This window comes from Enterococcus rotai (genome assembly GCF_001465345.1).
Taxonomy (GTDB): Bacteria; Bacillota; Bacilli; order Lactobacillales; family Enterococcaceae; genus Enterococcus_L; species Enterococcus_L rotai.
The window spans coordinates 2,546,468-2,569,972 of record NZ_CP013655.1 but is presented as its reverse complement, the minus strand read 5'-3'; the positions used below and the strand labels follow the sequence as shown (position 1 = coordinate 2,569,972).

General features: G+C 36.7%; 20 protein-coding genes. 1 reads left to right on the top strand and 19 read right to left on the bottom strand.

Going from position 1 to position 23,505, the window contains the following annotated elements; all coding sequences use genetic code 11:
• Window positions 1-57 precede the first annotated feature (57 nt).
• The 3 genes from ATZ35_RS11765 to ATZ35_RS11755 form a co-directional block, all read right to left on the bottom strand.
• On the bottom strand, window positions 58-1,389 hold the full coding sequence (locus tag ATZ35_RS11765; RefSeq protein WP_208927403.1) for a 6-phospho-alpha-glucosidase: 1,332 nt from the start codon (window positions 1,387-1,389) through the stop codon (window positions 58-60).
• 21 nt (window positions 1,390-1,410) lie between these two features.
• Window positions 1,411-3,027, bottom strand: coding sequence for an alpha-glucoside-specific PTS transporter subunit IIBC (locus tag ATZ35_RS11760; protein ID WP_208927402.1), 1,617 nt, complete (start codon window positions 3,025-3,027; stop codon window positions 1,411-1,413).
• 211 nt (window positions 3,028-3,238) lie between these two features.
• Complete coding sequence (locus ATZ35_RS11755; protein WP_086281653.1) at window positions 3,239-4,174, bottom strand: YitT family protein; 936 nt, start codon at window positions 4,172-4,174, stop codon at window positions 3,239-3,241.
• Between the two features lie 272 nt (window positions 4,175-4,446).
• On the opposite strand from ATZ35_RS11755, the gene ATZ35_RS11750 reads away from it, so the two are divergent.
• Window positions 4,447-4,941: a YajQ family cyclic di-GMP-binding protein gene (locus tag ATZ35_RS11750; protein ID WP_025871011.1), complete on the top strand. Its 495-nt coding sequence runs from the start codon at window positions 4,447-4,449 to the stop codon at window positions 4,939-4,941.
• Window positions 4,942-5,004: 63 nt separating this feature from the next.
• On the opposite strand, the gene ATZ35_RS11745 is transcribed toward ATZ35_RS11750, so the two are convergent.
• The 16 genes from ATZ35_RS11745 to ATZ35_RS11670 form a co-directional block, all read right to left on the bottom strand.
• Window positions 5,005-5,970, bottom strand: a complete 966-nt coding sequence (locus ATZ35_RS11745) for an asparaginase (protein ID WP_208927401.1) — start codon at window positions 5,968-5,970, stop codon at window positions 5,005-5,007.
• Window positions 5,971-6,114: 144 nt separating this feature from the next.
• A complete protein-coding gene (locus ATZ35_RS11740) occupies window positions 6,115-8,472 on the bottom strand; it encodes an ATP-dependent DNA helicase (RefSeq protein ID WP_208927400.1) in 2,358 nt (785 codons plus the stop codon).
• A gap of 119 nt (window positions 8,473-8,591) precedes the next feature.
• Window positions 8,592-9,749 carry a bifunctional glutamate N-acetyltransferase/amino-acid acetyltransferase ArgJ gene (argJ, locus tag ATZ35_RS11735; protein WP_244148158.1) on the bottom strand — a complete coding sequence of 386 codons (1,158 nt, stop codon included), beginning with the start codon at window positions 9,747-9,749 and terminating at the stop codon, window positions 8,592-8,594.
• Window positions 9,750-9,984: 235 nt separating this feature from the next.
• Window positions 9,985-10,668 (bottom strand): Bax inhibitor-1/YccA family protein, encoded by a 684-nt coding sequence (locus ATZ35_RS11730; RefSeq protein WP_208927398.1) that lies wholly within the window; start codon window positions 10,666-10,668, stop codon window positions 9,985-9,987.
• Window positions 10,661-11,143 carry a MaoC family dehydratase gene (locus tag ATZ35_RS11725; RefSeq protein WP_208927397.1) on the bottom strand — a complete coding sequence of 161 codons (483 nt, stop codon included), beginning with the start codon at window positions 11,141-11,143 and terminating at the stop codon, window positions 10,661-10,663. The genes ATZ35_RS11730 and ATZ35_RS11725 overlap by 8 nt, the downstream gene beginning before the upstream one ends.
• Before the next feature lie 135 nt (window positions 11,144-11,278).
• Complete coding sequence (gene murC / locus ATZ35_RS11720) at window positions 11,279-12,616, bottom strand: UDP-N-acetylmuramate--L-alanine ligase (protein ID WP_208927396.1); 1,338 nt, start codon at window positions 12,614-12,616, stop codon at window positions 11,279-11,281.
• Window positions 12,617-12,872: 256 nt separating this feature from the next.
• Window positions 12,873-13,781: a hypothetical protein gene (locus tag ATZ35_RS11715; protein WP_425250076.1), complete on the bottom strand. Its 909-nt coding sequence runs from the start codon at window positions 13,779-13,781 to the stop codon at window positions 12,873-12,875.
• Between the two features lie 173 nt (window positions 13,782-13,954).
• Window positions 13,955-15,253, bottom strand: coding sequence for an asparagine--tRNA ligase (gene asnS, locus ATZ35_RS11710; RefSeq protein WP_208927394.1), 1,299 nt, complete (start codon window positions 15,251-15,253; stop codon window positions 13,955-13,957).
• Between the two features lie 51 nt (window positions 15,254-15,304).
• On the bottom strand, window positions 15,305-16,495 hold the full coding sequence (locus ATZ35_RS11705) for a pyridoxal phosphate-dependent aminotransferase (protein ID WP_208927393.1): 1,191 nt from the start codon (window positions 16,493-16,495) through the stop codon (window positions 15,305-15,307).
• Window positions 16,496-16,594: 99 nt separating this feature from the next.
• On the bottom strand, window positions 16,595-17,101 hold the full coding sequence (locus ATZ35_RS11700; protein ID WP_208927392.1) for a cell wall elongation regulator TseB-like domain-containing protein: 507 nt from the start codon (window positions 17,099-17,101) through the stop codon (window positions 16,595-16,597).
• A gap of 80 nt (window positions 17,102-17,181) precedes the next feature.
• On the bottom strand, window positions 17,182-19,947 hold the full coding sequence (locus ATZ35_RS11695) for a helicase C-terminal domain-containing protein (protein WP_208927391.1): 2,766 nt from the start codon (window positions 19,945-19,947) through the stop codon (window positions 17,182-17,184).
• Window positions 19,948-20,189: 242 nt separating this feature from the next.
• Window positions 20,190-21,155 (bottom strand): DUF6287 domain-containing protein, encoded by a 966-nt coding sequence (locus ATZ35_RS11690; protein ID WP_208927390.1) that lies wholly within the window; start codon window positions 21,153-21,155, stop codon window positions 20,190-20,192.
• Window positions 21,109-21,279, bottom strand: a complete 171-nt coding sequence (locus ATZ35_RS11685; protein ID WP_208927389.1) for a glycine zipper domain-containing protein — start codon at window positions 21,277-21,279, stop codon at window positions 21,109-21,111. The genes ATZ35_RS11690 and ATZ35_RS11685 overlap by 47 nt, the downstream gene beginning before the upstream one ends.
• A 38-nt stretch (window positions 21,280-21,317) precedes the next feature.
• Window positions 21,318-21,737, bottom strand: coding sequence for a VOC family protein (locus tag ATZ35_RS11680; protein ID WP_208927388.1), 420 nt, complete (start codon window positions 21,735-21,737; stop codon window positions 21,318-21,320).
• Window positions 21,738-21,857: 120 nt separating this feature from the next.
• Complete coding sequence (locus ATZ35_RS11675) at window positions 21,858-22,568, bottom strand: SDR family NAD(P)-dependent oxidoreductase (RefSeq protein WP_208927387.1); 711 nt, start codon at window positions 22,566-22,568, stop codon at window positions 21,858-21,860.
• Window positions 22,569-22,711: 143 nt separating this feature from the next.
• Window positions 22,712-23,428, bottom strand: coding sequence for a YcjF family protein (locus ATZ35_RS11670; RefSeq protein WP_208927386.1), 717 nt, complete (start codon window positions 23,426-23,428; stop codon window positions 22,712-22,714).
• Window positions 23,429-23,505 lie beyond the last annotated feature (77 nt).

Below are 23,505 nucleotides of genomic sequence, written 5' to 3'. Positions count from 1 at the left end.
TGAAAAAACAAAACGATACTAAGGGAATTTTCTAAGGAAAACGATACTAATCGATTGCTACGACAACTTAGGCCAAAACGCTTGATTGGCTTCAATTAAATCATCTAAAATTTCTTGAGCAATTCGAGCGTTTGGCACGATTCTTGATAACATTAACGCTTGCCATAATTTTTGGTACGAGCCTTCTGTCCAAGCCTCAACAACTAGTTTTTCGACCGCCACTTGTTGTTCCATCAACCCTTTTTGGAAACGAGGAATCTTTCCTTGAACAATCGGTTCTGGTCCGTTACTGCCAACAATACACGGAACTTCTACCATAGCTGTTTCATCAAAATTGACGACAGCACCTTGGTTTTCAACGATCAACAACATTCTTTCATGGGTATTATAGGCGATTGCTCTGGCTAGATCGACAATATAAGAAGCATGTTCATCCACTTCCAAGGTCGTTCCTTTGGCAGTACCTGCTTTGGTGATCCGATTACATTCACCAAAAACATGTTTTTCACGTCCAGCCATTACTTCATTTGCTCGTGTATATTCTGGATTTGCGTGTGCTACTTCATCTTGTGGGTAAAAGTAATACTTCAAGTACGTATTGGGTAAAGTGGTTGGATCAACAGCATAGACTTCTTTGGCTTTGGCAAATGTATGCATCCAGCTGGCATCGGTATGTTGTGATTCTTCCACTTCCTCTTTTAAAGAGTAACCATACTCTTTGACATGGGCTTTGATTTGCGGCATTAGGTCATTGCCCTTTTGATCTCTAATATCTGTCCACCAACCAAAGTGATTCAAACCATAATAACGTACAACCATCTCTTTTCTAGAACTCAGCCCAACCGATTTCGCCATGCGTTCTTCGATACCGACAGGCATGTCACAAATATTGATGATCTTACTTTCTGGACGTAACTTCCGCGTTGCTTCTGCCACGATCGCTGCTGGATTTGAGTAATTCAACATCCAGGCATCTGGTGAATATTTTTCCATGTAGTCGATCAACTCTAATACTCCACCAATCGAACGCATACCATAAGCAATTCCGCCAGGTCCACAGGTTTCTTGACCGATTACACCATATTTCAGTGGAATCTTCTCATCTTTTTCCCGCATAGCATAAAGTCCAACACGAATATGAGCCATTACAAAATCAACATCGGTAAACGCCGTTTTAGGATCTGTTGTCGCCAAAAATTCAATGTCTGGCGCTTGTTCCTTAATGATAATTTCGCAGGCATCTGCAATTTGCTTTTGTCTTTCTGGATTATTGTCATAAAATTTGATTTGTCTAATGGGTAACTTTTCTAAATTATCTAATAACATTAACACGATTCCTGGGGTAAATGTACTTCCCCCACCTGCAATTACGATCGAAAATTTCTTCATTTCTTATCCAGCTCCTTCATTCTATTCATTTAGTTTGTTTTGATTGCCTAATGCTAATAAATTTTCAAATTGCTCTCTCACCTGAGGAACATCTAAGCCGACAATGACTTGAAAAGCCGTACCATTACGAACCACTCCATGGGCTCCACCTTCTTTAAAGGCACCATCGGGTAAAACGATCCCTGCGTCTTTTACTGTAATCCTCAAACGGGTAGCACAATTATTCACTTTTTCGATATTATCACTCCCACCAAACGCCTCTAAATAAACAGCAGCTTGTTCTGTATATTGATTCGTGCCAGCAATGGACATGTCACCTAGAGCACCTGTTTTTTTCGCTTCTTTGTACTCTTTCTTACTATATAGTTTCACTTCTTGATCTTCTGCTTCTCTTCCTGGTGTGGCAAAATTAAACTTCAAGATCAATGCCCGAAAGACAACGAAATAAATCAGTGTAAAGGACAAGCCAATCAGTAGCTGAGTGAAAATCATCCCTTTGTGATTCGCAAATAGTGGAATCCAATTTTTTGCCAATAAGTCGATGAAACCACCACCCATATCACCTACAACACCAAAGAAATACATCGTCGCAGCCATTGTTGCTGCTAACACCGCATGTAGCACAAACAATGGTGGCGCTACAAATAGGAAGGTAAACTCTAACGGTTCCGTGATTCCCGCTAAAACAGCTGTTAAGGTAACCGGAATTAAAATCGCTAAGACTTTTTTCCGTTTATCAGGTTTAGCTGTGAAATAAAATGCTGCCGCAATCCCAGGTGAGGCAAAGATTTTTGAGTTGCCATGTAAAGCAAAACCACCTTGTGGGAATAGCTGTTTGATTGGTGTTGTTGTTTGCGCATATTCATTTAAATGGGCCATCCAATATTTCGTGATCCCATTTTCAACCACTGCTGGTCCAAAGACGAACGGTGTATAGATAAAATGATGTAACCCTGTAGGAATCAAAATTCTTTCTAAAAACGTATACAACCAAACACCAAAAGTACCAGCACTTGCTAAAAATGTTTGCATTGAACCAATACCCATTTGAATTTTCGGCCAAATCAGACAAATTAAAAAGGCTATAGGCAACATGGCGAAAAAGCCTAAAATTGCGATCAAAGAAGATCCTTGGAAAATCCCTAAAAAATCTGGTAATTTTGTGTCAAAATAGCGATTATGCAACCAAACCACGATTGCTGAAATAAAAATTGCCCCAATAATTCCTGTATCCAATGTTTTGATGCCTGCAATCAACTTCATGCCACTATCACCGCCAACTTCTTGGGTAAAGTCAACACCAAAGAATGAACCAAAATACTCCAACATACTGCTGATAAAATAATTACAGGTCAGATAGATGACAAAAGCTTCCATTGCCGCTCGAGCATTCGCTTTTTTAGCTAAGCCAATTGGCAACCCGATCACAAATAATAATTCCATTTGATTAAAGACTGTCCAGGCCCCACTTTCCAAAACAGACCAAATCCCATACCAAACTGTTCCTTCATTGGCAATACTCCCAACGATCATCGGATTTTTAAAGATAATCGCAAGCGCTACCATAATTCCTGAAAATGAAAATAGTAACACTGGGGTAAACATGGCTCCTCCAAACCGCTGCACTTTTTCCATCACTAGTGAAACACCTTCTTTCTATTTAGTTGTTTACAGGTTATTTATACCATCTGATGAATGCGCTATCAATAGATTGAAGCATTTCAGGGAAGTCAGTTTATAACCAGAGAAAAAGTGTCAATGTTTGGGAAATTTACCACGTTTTTTCAACACAAAAAATCACCAAACACTCTAATCGAATTTAGACTGTCAGTGATTTTGCTTGATTATTCTATTTCTGTTTCATCTTATGTTTCTTCATTTCTGGAAAACTGCCTGTGCTTTTAAAAATCCGCTGCTCATCTTCATTTGCAAAGCGTCCCAAGACAGAATGTGTAGGAATAATATTCATAAAGGCATTTTCATCTACTTCATAAACAATTTGTTCTAGATCATATAACTCGTAACGTGTGATGACCATCATGATCATTCGCCCTTCAACACCAGAATAGCCACCCATAGATGGCAACAATGTCATTCCTCGAATCATCTGTTTTGAAATCGCTTGTGTCACAACTTCTGGTTGAACAGTCACGATCATCGCTGTGATTTTTTGATGACTAGTATGGATCGTATCAACTACTTGAGTCATACAATAAATCGAAATAATCGTGTACAACGCACTTTCCCAGTCAAATACAAAACCTGCAATCGCAACAATGATTCCATTCAGCATAAACATATAATTGCCTACTGTCTTACCCGTTGTTTTGGATAGAACAAGTGAAATTACATCCATCCCGCCTGTTGTAAAGCCCATTTTAAGCGACAGTCCTGCCCCGATACCAATCAAGACACCACCAGCGATCGCATTCATCAGTGGATTTGTGGTTATCACTTCGATGGGAATCAAGATAGTCGTTAAGGAAACCCATGCTACATTTAAAAAACTGTAAATCGTTGATTCTTTGCCTAATTTCATAAATCCTAAAATAAAAATTGGAATATTTAATAACAAAATAAAAAGACCAGTATCGATCGTGATCCCTAGATGCGTATGCAACAGTGTTGCGATAATTTGTGCAACCCCATTCATTCCAGCAGAAAAGACTTTTGCCGGAATTAAAAAAAAGTTCAAACTGATTGCTACTAAAATCCCGGTAACAAAAATCACAGCAAACTTTTTCAATGTCTCACTTCGTTTATAGGTGATAACCCATTTACTCATTCAGAACCTCCCCATCTTCTGAAAAGCTAAAATACTCTTTCCAGCTCCTATACTTTACTTACTAACATAAAATCCCTCGAATTAGGATAACAGTTCACTCAAAAAAAGAAAAGAAAAAAAGCAGAAAATGAGGATTATTTTATTCTTTTTCATTGCTATTTTGATCAATTTTTGTTTCTTACGCTGTTTTTACATCAAACGATGATTTAGACTTGTTTCTTACCTATTTAATGGTACTATAAAAGTAAGAAATAATGAGAGGAGTTTTGCATATGGCAGCAAAAGAAGCAAGCTTTGATGTAACATCTGAAATGAACATGGAAGAAGTCAAAAACTCGATCCAGATCGCACTAAAAGAGATCAAAAACCGATTTGACTTTAAAGGTTCGATCGCAGATATCAAGTTAGAAAACAATAAATTAGTAGTGGTTGCAGAAGATGACTATAAAATAGAACAAGTAAAAGATGTCTTATTCAGCAAATTAGTCAAAAGAGCCGTTCCGATCAAAAACATTCACTTCTCGACAAGCGAAAAAGCTCTTGGTGGTTCTGCACGTCAATATGGTGATTTGATCAGTGGAATCGATAAAGATAACGCAAAAAAAATCAATGTGGCGATCAAAAATTCAGGTATCAAAGTGAAATCACAAATCCAAGAAGATCAAATCAGAGTCACTGGAAAAAGCCGTGATGATTTACAAAAAGTAATTACTTTACTTAGAAATCTAGATTTACCAGTAGAACTACAATTTACCAATTTCCGTTAATGTAAAGAGTATAACGAGCTGAAGCGATTCTCTTCCCAGTTCGTTATACTCTTTTGATTTAGTTTATTCGCTTAAAAAATCAAATAACTCGTGCAGATCTTTCCCACTGTTTAAGCCAACAATCAAACGAATCCGAGCTTTGGGTCCATTTAATCCTCTAGAAAAAACAATCCCCATTTTCTTTAAGTTAACACCGCCGCCTTCATAATCATAAAGATCTTCAGCGATTCCATTGGAACAGCGTGAAACTAAAACAATCGGAATTTTTCTTGCTAGCAATCTTTCTAGTGCTGGTAATGTTTCTGGTGGAAGATTGCCAGCTCCTAACGCTTCGATCACAATACCATCCGTTTGGTCATTGTCTACCAAGTCAAATAAACTGCCATCCATACCAGCGTATGCTTTGATCACATAAACTTCACCCGATACTTTTTGAATATCACACACTTCTTGTCGACGCACTTCACTTGCAAAAAACGTTCGTTCTTTGGCAATCATACCGATTGGACCAAAAGTCGGCGTCCGAAATGTCGCAACATTGGTCGTATGGGTTTTCGTTACATAACGAGCCGTATGGATTTCATCATTCATCACAACGAGCACGCCTTTACCGTATGACTCATCGGAACACGCTGTCCAAACAGCGCTAATAAAGTTATACAAACCATCTGTGCCAATTTCATTGCTTGAACGCATCGCACCTGTTAAAACAATGGGAATTTTATTTTCCAACGTAATATCTAAAAAGTAGGCAGTCTCTTCCAATGTATCTGTTCCATGAGTGATTACCACACCATCAATATTTTCAGTATATGCTTTTTGAATTCGTTGCTTTAACTCTAACATTCGTTCTAATGTCATGTGAGGAGAAGGAATGTTGAAGATCGGTTCAACGACTAAATTTACTTTTCCAGCTAATAATTCTTCTTGGTCAAGCAATGGATTCATGCTGTTTGTTGTCACATTTCCATCTGCTTCTTTTGACATCGAAATCGTGCCACCTGTATGTATTACTAGGATTGTTTTCATTTTTCGTCTCCCTATCATGTTTTCTTATTTCCGCTCAAAAAAGAGCCGACAATCAACACTTCGGCTTTTTTTAATCATACTATTTACAGTTCAATACTTGTTCTAGTATACCAGTAAGAGCTATTTTTTCCTATCATCATCTGTTCAATTCGATTGCCAAAATTGTTGTAACAGTTGCTTTGTTCGTTCCGTTGAAAAGGAGGTCTGCACCTGATTCCAATGTGGCGGAAAAAAACGCTGAACAGCCGCGGTTGAAAAACGTTGATCCAAAAGCAAAACGATCCCTTGGTCAGCGGTATCTCTAATCACTCGACCTGCAGCTTGTAAGACTTTGTTCATCCCAGGAATTTGGTAAGCAAATTGAAATCCCTGGTTCTTTTCCTGATCATAGTAGCCTTTGATCAATTCCTGCTCATGATTGATCTGTGGCAGGCCGACTCCAACAATCGCAGTTCCGATCAAGCGGTTCCCTTTTAGATCAATTCCTTCAGAAAAAATACCTCCTAAGACACAAAAACCAACTAACGTTTCTTCAGGATCTATCACAAAATCAGCTAGAAAGGCTTCTCGTTCGCTTTCATTCATCATACTTGCTTGAATTTTTGTCTTAATATGAGGATTCTTTTGACGGAACAATTCATAAATGATATCCATGTAGGAATAGGATGGAAAAAACACAAAATAATTCCCCGCTTTTTGTTGAATCATATTAGTCAAACTTGTAACGATTTTTTCATAGCTATTTTCACGTTCTTTATAGGTTGTTTGAATATAGTTTTCAATTACTAATAGTTGATTTTCTTTCGGAAAAGGACTAGGAATCCGATAACGTAAGCTATCCTCTCTTCCACCTAGTATTTCTTGGTAATAATCCAATGGCGTCAAACTGGCCGAAAATAAAATACTTGCTTTGCCTTTATCAAGTTTTTGCTGCAAAAGATAACTTGGGTCGATACAAAATTGTTTAACTGTAATATCATATTTCTGACAATTGACATAGGTGCAATAATGATCATCGTATCCTTCACTGATTTTAGTATAATTCAGTACATCAAAATAAACAGACAAGATTTGATCTACATTCGTATGCTCTTGATTTTCTGGAAGCCACTCTTTGATTTTTTCCGCTAAAGAATACGCGACTTTAACTAGAGAATCAATTGGCCCATTTTGATGGATAAACTCTTTGCCTTCTTCCTCACAGACCTGTTTTATTTTGTCAAATTCTTTTTCTACTTTGTTAAGTACTCGGATTAGCTTGCTCTGTTTTTTATCAAGGGTTTCTTTCAAGGCGGAAATCTTACTTTTTGATAAAACGGCTGAATACATTTCCCGCGACCGATTGACTAGATTATGAACCTCATCCACTAGAAAAATATTCTCTTTCACTTCTGATTGCTCTTCAAAGAAACGCCTTAAATAGACAACAGGATCAAATAAATAATTATAATCGCAAATAACTAAATCACACCATAAACTGACATCTAACGACAGTTCAAAGGGACATAACGTGTGTTTACGTGCATAGTCTTCGATCACATCCCGCGTAAACTGACTCTCATGATTCAGCAAATCCCATAGGCCTTCATTCAAACGATCATAATAACCGTTGGCAAATGGACAAGCTTCTGGTGTACAATTTCTTTCTGTTAAAAAACAAATTTTATCTTTCGCGGTTAATGTCACACTTTTTAACTGGAGCTCTTTTTGTTTCATCGCTTCTACTGCATCTTCGGCCACTTGACGAGTGATGGTTTTAGCGGTCAAATAAAAGACTCTTTCCGCTTGTTCTTCTCCAATTGCCTTCAGCGTCGGAAACAAAGTCGAAATTGTCTTGCCTGTTCCAGTTGGCGCCTCAACGAAGAGTCGCTGATCACTTAAAATCGTTTTATAAACGGCAACAGCTAGCTCTCTTTGACCTGCTCGATACTCTCCATAAGGAAAAGTCAACTGTTGAAGTGAGTCATTTCGTAGTTTACGCCAATTGGTTTTAAAAATCAGCCATTGTTCATATTTTTGCGTTAGGTCGTCAAAAAAATCTTTTAACTCTGCTTTGGTAAAGTCTTTTTCTTGCCTCGTAATTTCTTTCGTCGTCGTTTGATAATACGTCAACTGTAAAGTGATTGCTGTTAAATGCTCTTGTTGGCAGTATATATGTCCATAGCACATCACTTGATACCAATACATCTCAATCTGTTCTTCCGGTAATTCAGAAAATGCTGGCTCTGATGTTTTGATTTCATCGATAACGGTTCTATTGTCAGCATCTATAAAAATACCATCGGCCCGGCCTTCAATTATGTACGTTTGTTGGTTTAATTCTATGTCGATCGCCAGTTTGACTTCTTTTTGATAATTCTCACTGGCAGCTTTCTGAAGCTTACGATGGATCTTAGCTCCTTCTAATGCTGTATGTTCACTTGTGTGTCTAGCATCAATACTACCTCTGCGTAAAATAAATTCCACTAATCTGCGGACTGCGATTCTTTGCGTATTCTGCATATTCAACCCCACCTATCATTCCTTATTATAGAACATACATTCGCAAATTAAAAGTGGAATGAGCTATTTTCCCATTCCACTTTTATGCTATAAGACTATACGATTGAAACAGACATCGGTTAAGACGAATAATCACTATTTATTTTGACATACTCATAGCTTAAATCACAGCCAATCACTTCAAACTGCTCAGTTCCTTGATGTAAATCAACTGTTAAATAAATATCTTCGTTTTGTTCAATATACGCTAATATTTGACTAATATTTTGTTTTTCCTCATTACTATTTGAAAAAATCGGATATTGTCCATAATAGACAGTGACTTTATTCTGATCAAAAATCAACCCTTCCGTTTTTCCAAGAGCCATTGCAATTCTGCCCCAGTTTGGATCATTTCCAAATAGTGCTGTCTTAACTAATGGTGAATTAATGATCGACTTTCCAGCGCTTTTCGCTTGCTCCTGACTTACAGCATTTTTCACAGTAACAAACATTGTCTTTGTAGCACCTTCAGCATCCTTGACAACCGCTAGGGCCAAATCCTTACAGAGTTGATTTAGACCCGTTTGAAATGCTGTTTGGTCCACTTCATAGTGATTGCTAGCCAATAAAGCAACTGTATCACTAGTACTAGTATCTGAATCGATGCTGATTGTATTAAAGGATTGATCCACAGCCGTTTTCAGCATAGGATAAATTGCTTCTTTCGCTATTTTGGCATCAGTCAAAACATAGGCTAACATCGTCGCCATATTGGGTTCAATCATCCCTGAGCCTTTGACGATCCCTAAAATCGTTGCATCGCCAACTTTTAGACTACGAACTTTCATCTGTTGATCCGTTGTCAAAATTGCCTGAGCAAAATCTTCATAGTTCTCCTTCATCTCGATTGACTCTGTTTTCAAAAAATCTTCAATTAAATCGATTGGCAACTGTGGTCCAATCAACCCTGTCGAAGAAGGTAGAATATTTTCCTTTTCGACCTGTAATTTATTGGCTAAGCACTCCAGGATTCTATATTCATTTTTTCTGCCCACTTTGCCAGTGGCAACATTAGCAATACCGCTAGTTACTACAACGGCTTGTAGTTCAGCATTGCTTACATGTTCTTTTCCGATCGGGATACACTCACCGCAAAATGTATTTTTGGTAAAAACTGCTGCAGCATGACAAACCTTATCTGCAATAATCAAACCAAAATCTTTTCTTTTTTTCTTTATACCAACATGTGTCCCGTAAAATTTAAAGCCTTTCGGTACCTTTATCTCATTTCCCATAACTAACACCTTCCCGTACATACTCAATCAATACTGATTTAAGCGAAGTATTTCTCTAATTTCATAAAAGTATAAATCAAAGCGATCAGATAGTCAATGGATTTTATATCACAAAATAAAGTTTTTCGGAATTTTTATGCACAATATCTTTTTGTATCCACTTAAAAATGCATTTATATACTATCCAGACAAAAAAGCATCCAGATTTCTCTGGATGCTTAAATAGTATTAAAAATTAATTGTTTTTACCAAAAATACGTAAAAACGCCAAGAATAAATTGATGAAATCAAGATATAATTGTAAAGCCATGAAAACAGCAATACCAGTTCCTGGTTGTCCACCCGTTTGAGTATATAATGTACGGATTTTTTGGTTATCATACGCTGTAATACCAGCAAAGATAATCACCATCAAAATTGAGATCAAGTAATCAACGGGTCCACTTTTCAGGATAAATGCATTTAGGAAGATCGCGATGATCAAGCCAATCAAAGCACTATAGGCCGCGTGACCCATTGCTGATAGATCTCTTTTAGTAAAGATTCCGATCAACGACATACCGCCAAATGTAGCAGCCGCACTAACAAACGCCGTTACAACAGTTCCTTCTGTATACATTGCTAAAGTAACCGCTAATGTAATCCCATTTAAAACGGAATACAGGATAAACCCACTAATTGCCAGTGTCGGATTTTTCATTGCTTTAACACCTAAAACGACAACTAAAACAAGTTCCGCGATCCAAATTCCATAAAATGCAAAGGGATACTGATATAAAAACATAACGATTTCAAAGAAAAACACGTTTAGTACTAAATAAGATACGATTGCGCTAATCCCGATTCCCATTGCTAAAAATGCATAAATTTTCGAATAAAACTTATTTAAACCAACATTTTCTATTACGCCATTATTCATTTATTTCTCCTTCTTTCTGCTCTAAATCTGCTAACGTTACTTGAGGGGGCTGCACCATTACGACTGCATCAAGCACGCGATTTTCTTCTTCATTAACAGCTTCAATCGAAATCGTTACAACATCTTTCATCTTATCTACCTTGATCACTTCAAACTGAAACGTCAATGTTTCATAATGAAAAACTGGCTCTACAAAGTTCACTGAAAAATTGACGACATGAGAACCTGGTCCGGGTAAATGCTTTGAAATAGCACTAGTAATGATTCCCATCAACATGATTGATGGTACGATTGGTTTGCCATATTCTGTTTTTTGGGCATAATCATGTTGGATATATAAGGGATTGGCATCGTTTGTTAAGCCCAAATAAAGAAGTAAATCTTTATCTTCGATCGATTCGGTTAAAGACAGCGAATCGCCTTCCTCAATATCTTCGATGGTTTTGCCTAATTTTCTCGGTTTTCCGATATTCAAATTAGTACACCTCCACTAATGATAAGATAATTGTACCAAAATGACGATAAAAGGCAAGTTAAAAAGAAGGAGCTTCAACAAATCATCATAATGAGCTGTTGAAACTCCTTCTTCACATTTTATTGATTTTATTTTTTATAACACATTTCTAGTTGTATTACTTAGTAACGTTTCATATGCTTGTTCAAATTTTTGAACATCCCCGGCACCCATGAAGACCATTACAGCATTTTCATGGTCTAATAATGGCGACACGTTTTCTTCTTTAATCACTTGTCCACCTTTTTGGATTTTATTGCCTAGATCTTCAATTTTGACATCGCCTTGTTGTTCTCTAGCTGAACCAAAAATATCGCAAAGATAAACCGCATCGGCTAAATCTAAGGCTTCAGCAAACTCATCCATCAACGCAATTGTCCGTGTAAATGTATGAGGTTGAAAAACTGCAATGATTTCTTTTTCAGGATATTTTTGACGAGCACCATCGATAGTTGCTGTGATTTCTGTTGGGTGATGTGCATAGTCATCCACAATGATCATATCAGAAACTTTTTTCTCAGTAAAACGGCGTTTAACCCCTTCAAAGGTCAACATTTCTTCTGCAACTTTTTTCATATCTAATTTTTCAAAGTATGCTACAGCAATCACACCTAAAGCATTCATAATATTATGTTGACCAAATGCAGGCAACACAAAGTGTCCAATTAAGTCTTCATTATGATACACATCAAAAGAAGAGCCTTCTGTTGTGCGTTGGATATTTTTCGCTTGGATGTCATCATCTGCTGCTAAGCCATAATAATAAACGGGTACATCTGTTTTCAATTGACGTAAATATTTGTCCTCGCCATAAGCAAATATCCCTTTTTTGACTTGTTCAGCCATTATTTGAAACGCAGAGAAAACATCTTCAATGCTCTTAAAATAATCTGGATGATCAAAATCAATATTTGTCATGATCGCATAATCCGGCGAATAAGCTAGAAAATGACGGCGGTATTCACATGCTTCAAAAGCAAAAAATTCAGCGTTAGGGTCGCCATGTCCAGTTCCGTCACCAATCAAATAGCTCGTTGGTGCAAGCCCTGTTAAGATATGAGAAAGTAAACCAGTTGTACTTGTTTTTCCGTGAGAACCAGTTACAGCAATACTTGTATACGGTTGAATAAAGCGGCTAATAAAATCATGATAACGAATGATTTCAGCCCCTAATTCTTTGGCACGAACTAGTTCTTCGTGCGAGTCTGGGAAAGCATTTCCCGCAATGACGATCATATCTTTGCTTATATTATCTGCATTAAAAGGCAAAATGGTAATGCCAGCTTTTTCTAAGTCACGTTGGGTAAAGAAGTACTCTTCTACATCTGAGCCTTGCACTTGGTAGCCTTTTTCAAATAACACAAGGGCCAATGAACTCATGCCTGAACCTTTGATCCCAACAAAATGATGTAATTTATGTTCTTGATTGCTCATTTTAATCCTCTTCTCTTAAACTCTATATAAAACGTAGCTTTTTTAAATTTTTTTTAAGCGTATGCTATCCATTATCGTACATAATTGTGAAATAATCAACTAAAAAACCACTAAACAGATACTTTCCCTTTGAAAAATAACAGTCCTTTTTCGTTCTGGACTTGCATGACCATAGCTAACTCAGCCGTTTTAAAAGCTGTGATTCACAGTAAAAAGCTGAGACAAAACCAGAATTCGTTTTGTCTCAGAGTTTGTTTTAATTAAAGTACTTACTATTTTCAAGCTCCATACTTGAATCTTCAATTATACCACTTAAGGATTTGTCTAAAATCCCTTTCTTTTTTTCCTGCTCTGCTTCGGCTACTTTTTGACCATATGCTGTCTGACTTTTCGCATTCTCTTTTGCGGTTTTTAGCTCTTTTCTTGAACGCGGCAATGCATGACTAAGGTCCTCTTCTTTACCAAATCGTTCCATATCAGGCTTGATTTGTTGATATTGGCGTCTTGTCACAGGAATTTCTGGTGTGCCTTTAGGAATATTGAATTTTTGAACCGTTGGATCTTCATTGCCTATTGCTTGAAATGCTACTGGTTCATCATCGAAAAGCAAATAAGAATTTTTATCTTTTTTCATCGCTTCCGCTAATTCTTGCTCTGTCAAAACAGGCGCTTTTTCTTCTGGAATTACAGAAGCCGGAATATACTTGGGTACAAAATAAGAACGAGTATCATAAGTGAAATCTTTTGAAAAGGCCGCCTTATTTTTATTCGGTGCTTGTTGAGAACCAAAACCAAAAGAGCTTCTTTTTGGCATATTGCCAAATAGATTTGTTTTTTGTTTTGGAGATGTTGGTTTATTATGCGTCATCATATAATTCGGCAAGTTGGATTTATGGCGTGCTAATTCTGCGACTTGTTCTTGGCTATGTGAAACATGCTGATTATTCGTTTGTGTTGGTTGTTTCTGTAATACTGGTTGAACGGTGATTGGATCAATCACTGGTGCACTTTGTTGTACTTTTGTTGATTGTTTAGCAAGCATTGGTTCTTCTTGAAACAATGTTCGTTTATTTTCAGAAACTAGTTTTACACCTAATTCATCATCATAGGCTGGAAAACGAAAATGTTTTCTTTTAACTTGTGTTGGGTTTTCCATTCGAGTCATTCCTTTAATCTACTTTCTGTCAATTCTACCATAAAAAAACAGAATTCTAAACAATTTGCCTTATTTTTTTCCTGTTTTCTTGGGGTTATTTTTTTCGACATGGTATTTTTCATAAAATTAGTCGCTGGAGTAAAGCAGAATGCTTCTTCCAACGACTAACTGAATGACTATTTTTATGGATAAATACGGTTTAACAAACGTGGGAATGGGCTTGCTTCACGAACATGTTCGATTCCAGCTAACCAAGTTACTGTGCGTTCTAAGCCTAAACCAAACCCAGAATGAGGCACTGAACCATAACGGCGTAAATCTAAATACCATGAGTATTCTTTTTCATCTAGATTATGGTTACGGATTTGTTCTAATAAGTAATCATGATCGATCGCTCTTTCAGAACCGCCGATGATTTCACCGTATCCTTCTGGTGCGATCATGTCCGCACAAATCACAACATCATCACGCGTAGGATGTGGTTTCATGTAGAAGGCCTTGATTGCTTTTGGATAATTTAAGATAAAGACTGGACGATCAAATGAGTTTGCGATAAACGTTTCATGCGGTGAACCAAAATCATCGCCCCACTCAATATCATCAAAGCCATTTTTCTTCAATAATTCAACTGCTTCATCATATGAAATACGTGGGAATGGCAATTGTGTATATTTTTTCAAGACTTCTCTATCACGTTCTAAAACATCCAAAGCATGATCACAATTGTCTAATACACTTTGAACAAGGAACGCTACGTATTGTTCTTGCACTTCTAAACTCTCTTCTTGATGCATGAAAGCCATCTCTGGTTCAATCATCCAAAACTCAATCAAGTGACGACGAGTCTTTGATTTTTCCGCTCTAAAAGTCGGTCCAAAGGAGAAGACTTTACCGAAAGCTAAAGCTGCTGCTTCCATGTATAATTGTCCACTTTGAGACAGGTACGCTTTTTGATCAAAATAATTTGTTTCAAACAAGTCGGTCGTACCCTCTGCTGTGCTAGCTGTTAAAATCGGCGGATCGATTTTAACAAAGTTATTGTTATTGAAAAATTCGTAGGTTGCCCGAATGATCTCGTTACGGATTTGCATGATCGCATGCTGACGTGAAGAGCGTAACCATAAATGACGGTGATCCATCAAAAAGTCGGTTCCGTGTTCTTTAGGCGTGATTGGGTAATCATGACTTTCGCCGATCACTTCGATCCCTTTTACACCGATTTCATAACCAAATTTTGAACGGCTGTCTTCTCTAATTTCTCCAGTGATCCAGACAGATGTTTCTTGTGTCAAGCCTTTCGCTAACTGGAAAACTTCTTCTGGAACCTCACTTTTCACAACAATTCCTTGAAAATAAGCTGTTCCATCACGTAATTGTAGAAAAGCAATTTTTCCGCTTGAACGTTTGTTAGCGATCCAAGCCCCTATTTTTACTGTTTCTCCCACATGATTTTTTGAATCGATAATTTGAATTTGTTCCACGATCGTCTCTCCATTCATTTAGTCTTTTACCTATCCCGAATTAAGTAGTGTTTATTTTGCTGTTTTTTTCTCAATAAATGCTCTGATACGTTTCGCTGCTTCTTTTAATGTTTCTAAATCTGTTGCGTAACTGATCCGAACATTTTCTGGAGCACCAAAACCAGCCCCTGTGACAAGTGCGACTTCCCCTTCTGCTAACAAGTCATCGACCCATTTTGTAACATCGCTATAGCCACACATCGTTAACGTTTCTTTGATATTTGGAAACAGATAAAATGCGCCGTGTGGTTTTTCTAATTTAAAGCCTGGCAATGTAGCAAATATCGGATAAATTTCATTTAAACGTGCTTCAAATGCTTGTCTCATAGTTTCTACTGTATCCTGTTCACCCGTTAAGGCTTCAAGTGCTGCATATTGACTAACAGCAGTAGGATTACTAGTAGATTGCGAGGCAATATCGTTCATTGCTGAAATAATTGTTTCATCACCTACCGCGTAACCAATACGCCAGCCAGTCATGGCGTAGCTTTTAGAGACACCATTAATAATGATGGTTTGTTTTTGGATCGCAGGTGACAAAGAAGCCATTGGGGTAAAGACTGCTCCATTATAGACGAGTCTACCATAAATATCATCTGATACAATCAACACATCATTTGCTACAGCCCACTCACCAATGCTACGCAATTCAGCTTCAGAATAAATCATTCCAGTTGGATTAGAAGGAGAATTTAAAATCAATAACTTGGTTTTTGCCGTTTTAGCTGCTTCTAATTGTGCTACAGTGACTTTGAATTCATTTTCCTGTGCACAAGTAATAAAAACAGGAACTCCTTCTGCAAGTTTAACTTGTTCCCCATAACTTACCCAATAAGGAACCGGAATGATCACTTCGTCTTTTGGATTCAAGACCGCTTGAAAAAGAAGATATAAAGCAAATTTTGCGCCATCTGTTATGATTACGTTGTTTGCTTGATAATTCAACTGATAGTAAGTCTCAATGTGCTGTACAACCGCTTCTCTTAATTCTTTGATTCCGGCTGACGGTGTATAATAACTGGCTTTGCCACTTTCGATGGCTTGGATTGCTGCCTGTTGTATATTTTTAGGCGTAGTGAAATCAGGTTCTCCTACCGTTAAACTTAAAATATCTTTGCCACAAGCTTTTAGCGCATTCGCTTTCGCTGCTGCCGCTAATGTAACAGAAGGTTCTAATTTTTGTGCGCGTTTTGATATATCCATACTTCCACTCCATTCATTTTTTAGCCTTGTTTCATCAAGGATTTAAAATAGTTATTCGTGGCTGAATTCTGGTCAAATAATTCTCATAAGCTTGTCTCGTCAGACATTTTTAATAATCATGACTTCTTCAGCATTTGCAAACGATAGGAGATAATAACTTAATAGTCCATCATCGTTTTTTGTAACGATCTCCCAAGTTGGCTGATCATTGTATAACCCTAAACTAATTTTTTGAATATTTTTTTCTTTATACTTTGTTTCAATAATTTGGCGGATCTGACTTTCGTCCTGGCCGTCTTTTTGATTTAAAACGGTGACTTTCTCTCCTGATTTAGGAATGATCACCACTAGTTCTTCCCCTTTATCATCTTTACCAGTTACACTGAAATACGTTTCTTTTCTGGTAAACCAATAAAAGTTGTCAACTGTGTTTAAATGTGCATACTCTTTTGCGATTTCAGTTGCTTCTCTTTTCGCTTGTGTTCTTGGATGTGTTGAGCGAACATAAAAAATAGCAATCATTACGATAATCGCTAATAAAATTGCGATTATACTTAAAAGAATCTTAGTTTTTCTTGTTTCATTTCGTTCTTCTTGTTCTTGCAATCGTCTCGCCCTTTCCAAACTTACTGGCTACTATTATAGCAGAAAATCAGTTCATTTTAATAGTATAGTTGCTAAATTTATTATTTTAAAAATTCATTTAGCTCTGAAATGATGTCGCTTAGAGCAGCTTCTTTTACCGGTAGATTTTTGGGTAAGGCTTTTAACATACGTTTTCCATATTTAGCCGTTATCAATCGTCTATCCAACACGACTAAAGCACCTTTATCACCGTCAGATCGAATTAAACGCCCCAAAGCCTGACGCAAACGCAAAGCAGCTTTCGGCAACGCTTCATGGGAAAAGGGATTAATACCTTTTTCTTCAAGATAATCATAACGCGCTTTAACAAAAGGCCGCTTAGGATTTTCAAATGGCAAACGAGTTACGATCAAAAGTGACAATGCTTCACCTGGTAGATCCACCCCTTCCCAAAAACTGTCAGCGCCTAATAAAACACTATTTTTTGAATGAGCAAAACGTTTCAGAATTTTTTCTCGGCTACCGCTGATTCCTTGAGCTAAAAGTTCTCTACCAGCATTCAGAAATTGTGGATGTAAACGATAATACACACTAGATAAAATTTCATGTGACGTAAACAAAACCAATACAGAGCGGTCTTGTTGCTGTGATGATGCTTCGATCACTTCAGCAATATATTCTGAAAACTCTGCCGTATTCGCCTGACTGATTGCAATTGCTTCTGTTGGAATATACAAGCGGGCATTTTCTTCATAATTATAAGGATCAGGCAATGTTTTAAATAAGACATCTGCCAACCCTAATTTATGCGGCAAATATTTTTTATCATGCCCAAATTTTAAGGTTCCACCTGTATATAGAATTCGTTCATAACGACTATACCAAGTCGTCTCTGGCAAAATACTAGCGTCTAAATCATTGATCGAAAGTACCCCATAGCCTTGTGGGGTAGTACTATATTCTTTGATCCAGCGTGGCTGCCATTCGTTAACATAGATATCAAAACAGTCATAAAGAAACACAATCCGCTCAAAGAACTGCAGTAAACTAACAAATATAATGCGTTGAGAGGTAGTAAATTTTTCCAATTGATTTACGATCGACTGCTGCAATTGCGCTTGAATTTCTTGCATCTCGGTCAAAAGAATGTCAATTTTTTGAATTGAAGTCTCGCCATTTAACGATAAATGATCGAATATAGGCTTAGTCAACAGGTTGGACTCTTGATGCTGCTGCTTTGCTTTTGGAAATAACTGATTTATTTCGTAAAACAAATCACTAAATTCTTCTACTAAATCATTCAAGGCTTTCGTATAAATACGCAATAATCGTTGTTCTTGCGTTTGCTTTTCAAAAATTTGGTTAACTTGATCAAACAACTGCTCTTCCTCTAAATATAAGCTTGCTTGTTTTTTAAACGAAGTATAATTAAATTGACGATTCGCAATCTTCCCAGCAATATCGGGCAAGTGATGTGCTTCATCAATAATCAAATAGGCACTTTTAGGTAAAAGCGGAACGTCCCTTAGGGTTTCTTGTGCCAAAAAGGCATGATTGACAATCAATACATTGCTTTGTCTGACCTTCTTATAAAGAAAATGAACAAAGTCTTCCTGATACAAGGGATCTTGATTCGATAAAAAATCAATCCCACGATGGGCAACGTCCCGCCAAAAAACATGATTAAAATTCGTTAATTGCAACTCATCAAGGTCACCCGTTTCTGTATCCACCAACCAAACTAAAACGCCCATTTGATATAGCGCATATTGCTTTTGCTGCAAGGGATTTTTCAAGGTATCCTTAAACCGCTGTAAATCTAGATAATGACGATGACTTTTAATGATCGTAGCATTGAGCGGTTTAGGACAAATTTGATTTGCTAAGGGAATATCTTTTTCTATCAATTGATTTTGCAGTACGATCGAAACCGTACTGATAATAACTGGATTATCTGGTGTAGCCAGATAGCTTAATGGAAATAAAAAACCCAGCGTTTTTCCCGTTCCCGTCGCTGCTTCAATAAATAAATTTTTATTTTCAGCAGTTGTAAAATGCTCATAGACTAAGTTCATCATACGACTTTGTTCTGAACGATAAACGATCTTATCTTTAAAAAGTTTTTCTTTGGCTTTTTTCTTATGAGGAAAAACGGCATGTTCATATAATTTTTCTTCATAAAGTTGAACTTCTTTTCTTCTTAACGCAATGCCAGAAACAACATGTTGCTCTTTTGCCAAAGGTTGAATATCTTGTTTCATTTCTTCATATATATGATGGATATAAGAACTAGTATCCATACCTGTTTGTTGACTTAAGCGGTCGATTACTTCCATTGTAATTAATGGTAAGCGGCGCATTTTCGCTTCGATCAATAGTAATAGTTCAGCCGTTACTTGTGCATCACTATCCGCTTGATGAGGATTATCATGTACTAAACCTAAACTCTCAGACAAATCCCCTAAACGAAAACTCTTTTCCGTTGGTAAAAAAATCTGAGCTAACTCCACCGTATCAATACCCGGAATCTGCAATTTTGGTGTACCACAACGGGTCAATTCTTGCGCTAAAAAAGAATAATCAAAAAAGATATTATGTGCAACAAATACCGTATCAGCTAATAAGTTATAGATCGTTAGTGCCACATCCTCAAAATAAGGTGCCTTTTGTACACGGCTATTACTAATACCTGTCAACTGCTGAATCTGTTTGGAAATGGCCTGATTGGGATTGATGTCAGTAGCAAAACGGGAAATGATTTTTCCATCTTGGATCAACACACAGCCAAACTGGATGATCCGGTCTACCTTTGGATCGGTTCCCGTCGTCTCTAGATCCACTACTGCGTATGTTTGTTTCTTTCTCATTGACTTCCCCGCCTTTCCTCTATCCTTGAAAATTATACTACAAAACAGAAGTTTTTTTTAGTCTTAGTTTGAAAGGTTTGAAAGTAAAGGGATTTTAGCTGCTTTTTTGTATGTATTTATTGTATCTAGTGTTTAGATTTGAGTGCTTTTTATTCAAAAAAAATAATCATTCCCTATTAATTCAGCAGAATGATTACTTTATTTTTCTATAATCAGCTCTTTTTTACATCGATCCTATCTAATTATTGTCTGTAATAATAACTATCTGAAGAATAATTTCCGCCTTGCTGCGTAATTATTAACCTAGGTTTCGTACTATCTGAACTATCACCATCAGGATTTTTGAACCCTATTTTATACAGACCAAGTGCTGCACCACCAGGACCACCTGCGCTTAAGCTTGCAAAAGGAACCTTACTTGTTTTACCAGATTCAGGTACCCCATGAACTACAAACGCCATATTGGTTGTACCGTCAGTATTTATGATTAAAACATCATTCTTACCGTTTTTCCAGGTTCCTATTAACGAAGTGAAATCACCATTGTTTATCGCTTCAATATTCAAATCATTATCAGAGATATTCGTTTGGTTTTCTAACAGAGCTAAAGCGATATCGTCATAATCAGTTTTCAAATAAACCTTCGCTGGTGATGTAGTAGGGGAAGAGGGATATTTTTTCATGCCATAATGTTCTATGAAACCCTCTCCTAAAGGCAAATAATAGATATATCTATCTTCAGTACCTCGTTCTTGAATACGTATGCTTTTATACTCATCTGATACCGATGTATTAAATGTTATTTGATTGCTTCTAACCCTCTCGGTCGTGTATCCTATTTTGTTCTCAACGCCTAGATTAGCAATTACTCGAGCGTACTCTATTTGTGCATCTTCATAATTTAATTCTAATTGTGCGGTAGCTTCACTTTTTATTCCTGCTTCTTGCTTTGAATTACTATCGAATGTTGAACTTGATGTAGAAATCTTTGCTGTATCTTTTAGACTAGTATCAGTACTAGTCCCATTAATTGCTCTCTCATTTTTATTGTTTCCACAACCGCTAAAAATGGAAATTACAACTAATACTATAGAAAGACTTAGAAAATTTCTACGTTTTCTAAAAAAGGTCAGTATCTTTTTAAAATGTAGTTTTTTCATTTCAATCCCTTTTGGCTCCTTTATTTTTTGCTTTTTTCTTACTATCAAAAACCCCAGCAGCTCCTATTGCTACACCTAAGGCTATTCCTAAAGCTAAATTATCGAAAATCAAACCAAATGCTACACCCAAACAAATACCAATTGCTATAGAATCACCATTATTTTTAATCATCTTTTCCTCCTTATAAAGAAATAAACTTAGCTATTATTTTATAGTCGTTCATTCATAGGATGGTCTTCATTAAACTGGACTAAATCCCATAAATTGCCATAAAGGTCTTTAAACACTGCCACGATTCCATAGTCAGCCTCTTTCGGTTCTCTAACAAACTCGATTTGGTTTGCAACCATGTGAGTATAGTCTCTATAAAAATCATCCGTAGCTAAAAATAGAAATACTCGGCCACCTGCTTGATTGCCAATAAACTCACGCTGAATCGGTTTCGATGCTTTTGCTAATAAAATAGTTGTCCCTTTTGAATTTGGTGGTGCTATTACCACCCATCTTTTTGCTTGGTCTGGTTGATAGGTGTCCTCAATCAAAGTAAAGTGAAGTTTTTCAGTATAAAAAGCAATTGCTTCATCATAATCATCAACGACTAAAGCGATGTGAACGATCGATTGTTTCATAAAAAAAGCTCCTTTTCCGTTTTGGCCTTTCTGAATTCGTCATTTTGAACTCAATTTTTTTATGCGAATCAATGAGATCTTTCTCCTTCTTGAGAAGTTAAAATCACTATCCAATTTTATTCATCTTAAATAACCTCCATTATTCAAATCAAAAGTAGCTCCAGTATAATGATTACTCTCATCTGATAGTAAGAAATTCACAGTATTTGCCACATCATTTGCTGATACTGCTTCTTTAATCAGATGATGAGCATAATATTCTTCTTTTCGCCATGTAGGAATTTTTTCCATCATTTTTGTCTCGATCATCGTTGGCGCAACAGTATTGACCAAAACAGTTTCAAAAAAACGTAGTGCTAAACTCTTCGTTAACCCGATAATCGCTGCTTTGGATAAACCGTATAGTGCATCTGAACTGCCTTCTTGTCCCGAAATAGAAGATATATTGATGATCTTCCCCTTTTGATTATTCAATTGCAGATTTTCTATAAAAAATTTTGAGCAGATCGTTGGTCCCTTAATATTAACATTTAAAACGGTATCCATCATTGCTTCATTATAATCCAGAAGACTTTCCCCTTTGTAAATACCTGCATTATTCACTAGTCCAATTATAGTAGGGTCATCTTTTAACTGATTAAAAAATTGTTGTGTATCATTATAATGACTAATATCAAGGATACTCGTTTGACAATTTGGCAACTGTTCAATTTCCTTGAGAGAGGCGGCATTTATGTCTACGGCAATTACACCCAAACCTTCATTGACACTTCGCTCACAGATGGCCTTGCCAAGTCCACCTCCAGCACCGGTCACAATTATCTTTTTCAAGTTCAAATTCCTCCATTTTTCATACGTCTATATTTACTTTATCTCTTACTCGTTGCCTTTACAAGCTCGTTTAGGATAATGAATCAAAAAGTAGCGTAGACAAATAGAAGAATCATTTTTCTGCTTCTATTTACAATTATTTTTTATTTTGTTTTTTTGCCCGAATTTTGTACGGCTTTAAACAATGTTTGAAATTGCCCTTTAAATGTCATTGTCTGCTCAAAAATATCTTCACCATCATTCAACATTTTTACCGTTACCCAGCCTAAAGTTTCAGTAATTGTGCTTGCAACTGTTGCATTGATTGCGGCCCCTGCAACAGTTCCCACTGCTGGAATAAATTTGAGTATATTACCAACAGCACTTTTTCCTAATCCCACAACGATGATTTCTTTACCGATACTTTTCCCCATACTTTCTGACCATGATTGGCCAAATAATTTATGCAAACGAGCCATCATAGTTAATTGAACAGGGACAAGTAACACTGCATCTGAAAAAGGGATCGGTGAACACCCGATGATTGCAGCGGTCAAGGATGCTGCATGAACAGTTTTATGACATTTTTTTCGAGTCTCCGCGTCCACACCTTGCAAAAATTCATCAAAAATACCATCGAATTGATTTTTGCTTTTAGCTAGAATTTTTTCAGCACGTTCTTTCGATTTTCCGTAACTATTCAAAATGATCGTAGCTGTTTTTTGAGGGAATTTTTTGATTACTTCAGCGAAAAAGGATTCAAATTCTTTTTCTTCTTTGTCCTCTACCACTGACGTTTCTTTTTGCTTAGGATTCGGTTTCACTTTCTTAAAAAATGATTTTTTTCCTTCTGTAGGTTTTTTTTCGCCATTTTTCTTCATAGTATTTACCTCCGTTATGATCGATTACTATACAATATCTTATAAGCTAATCATACAGTAGAAAACTTTTTTCACCA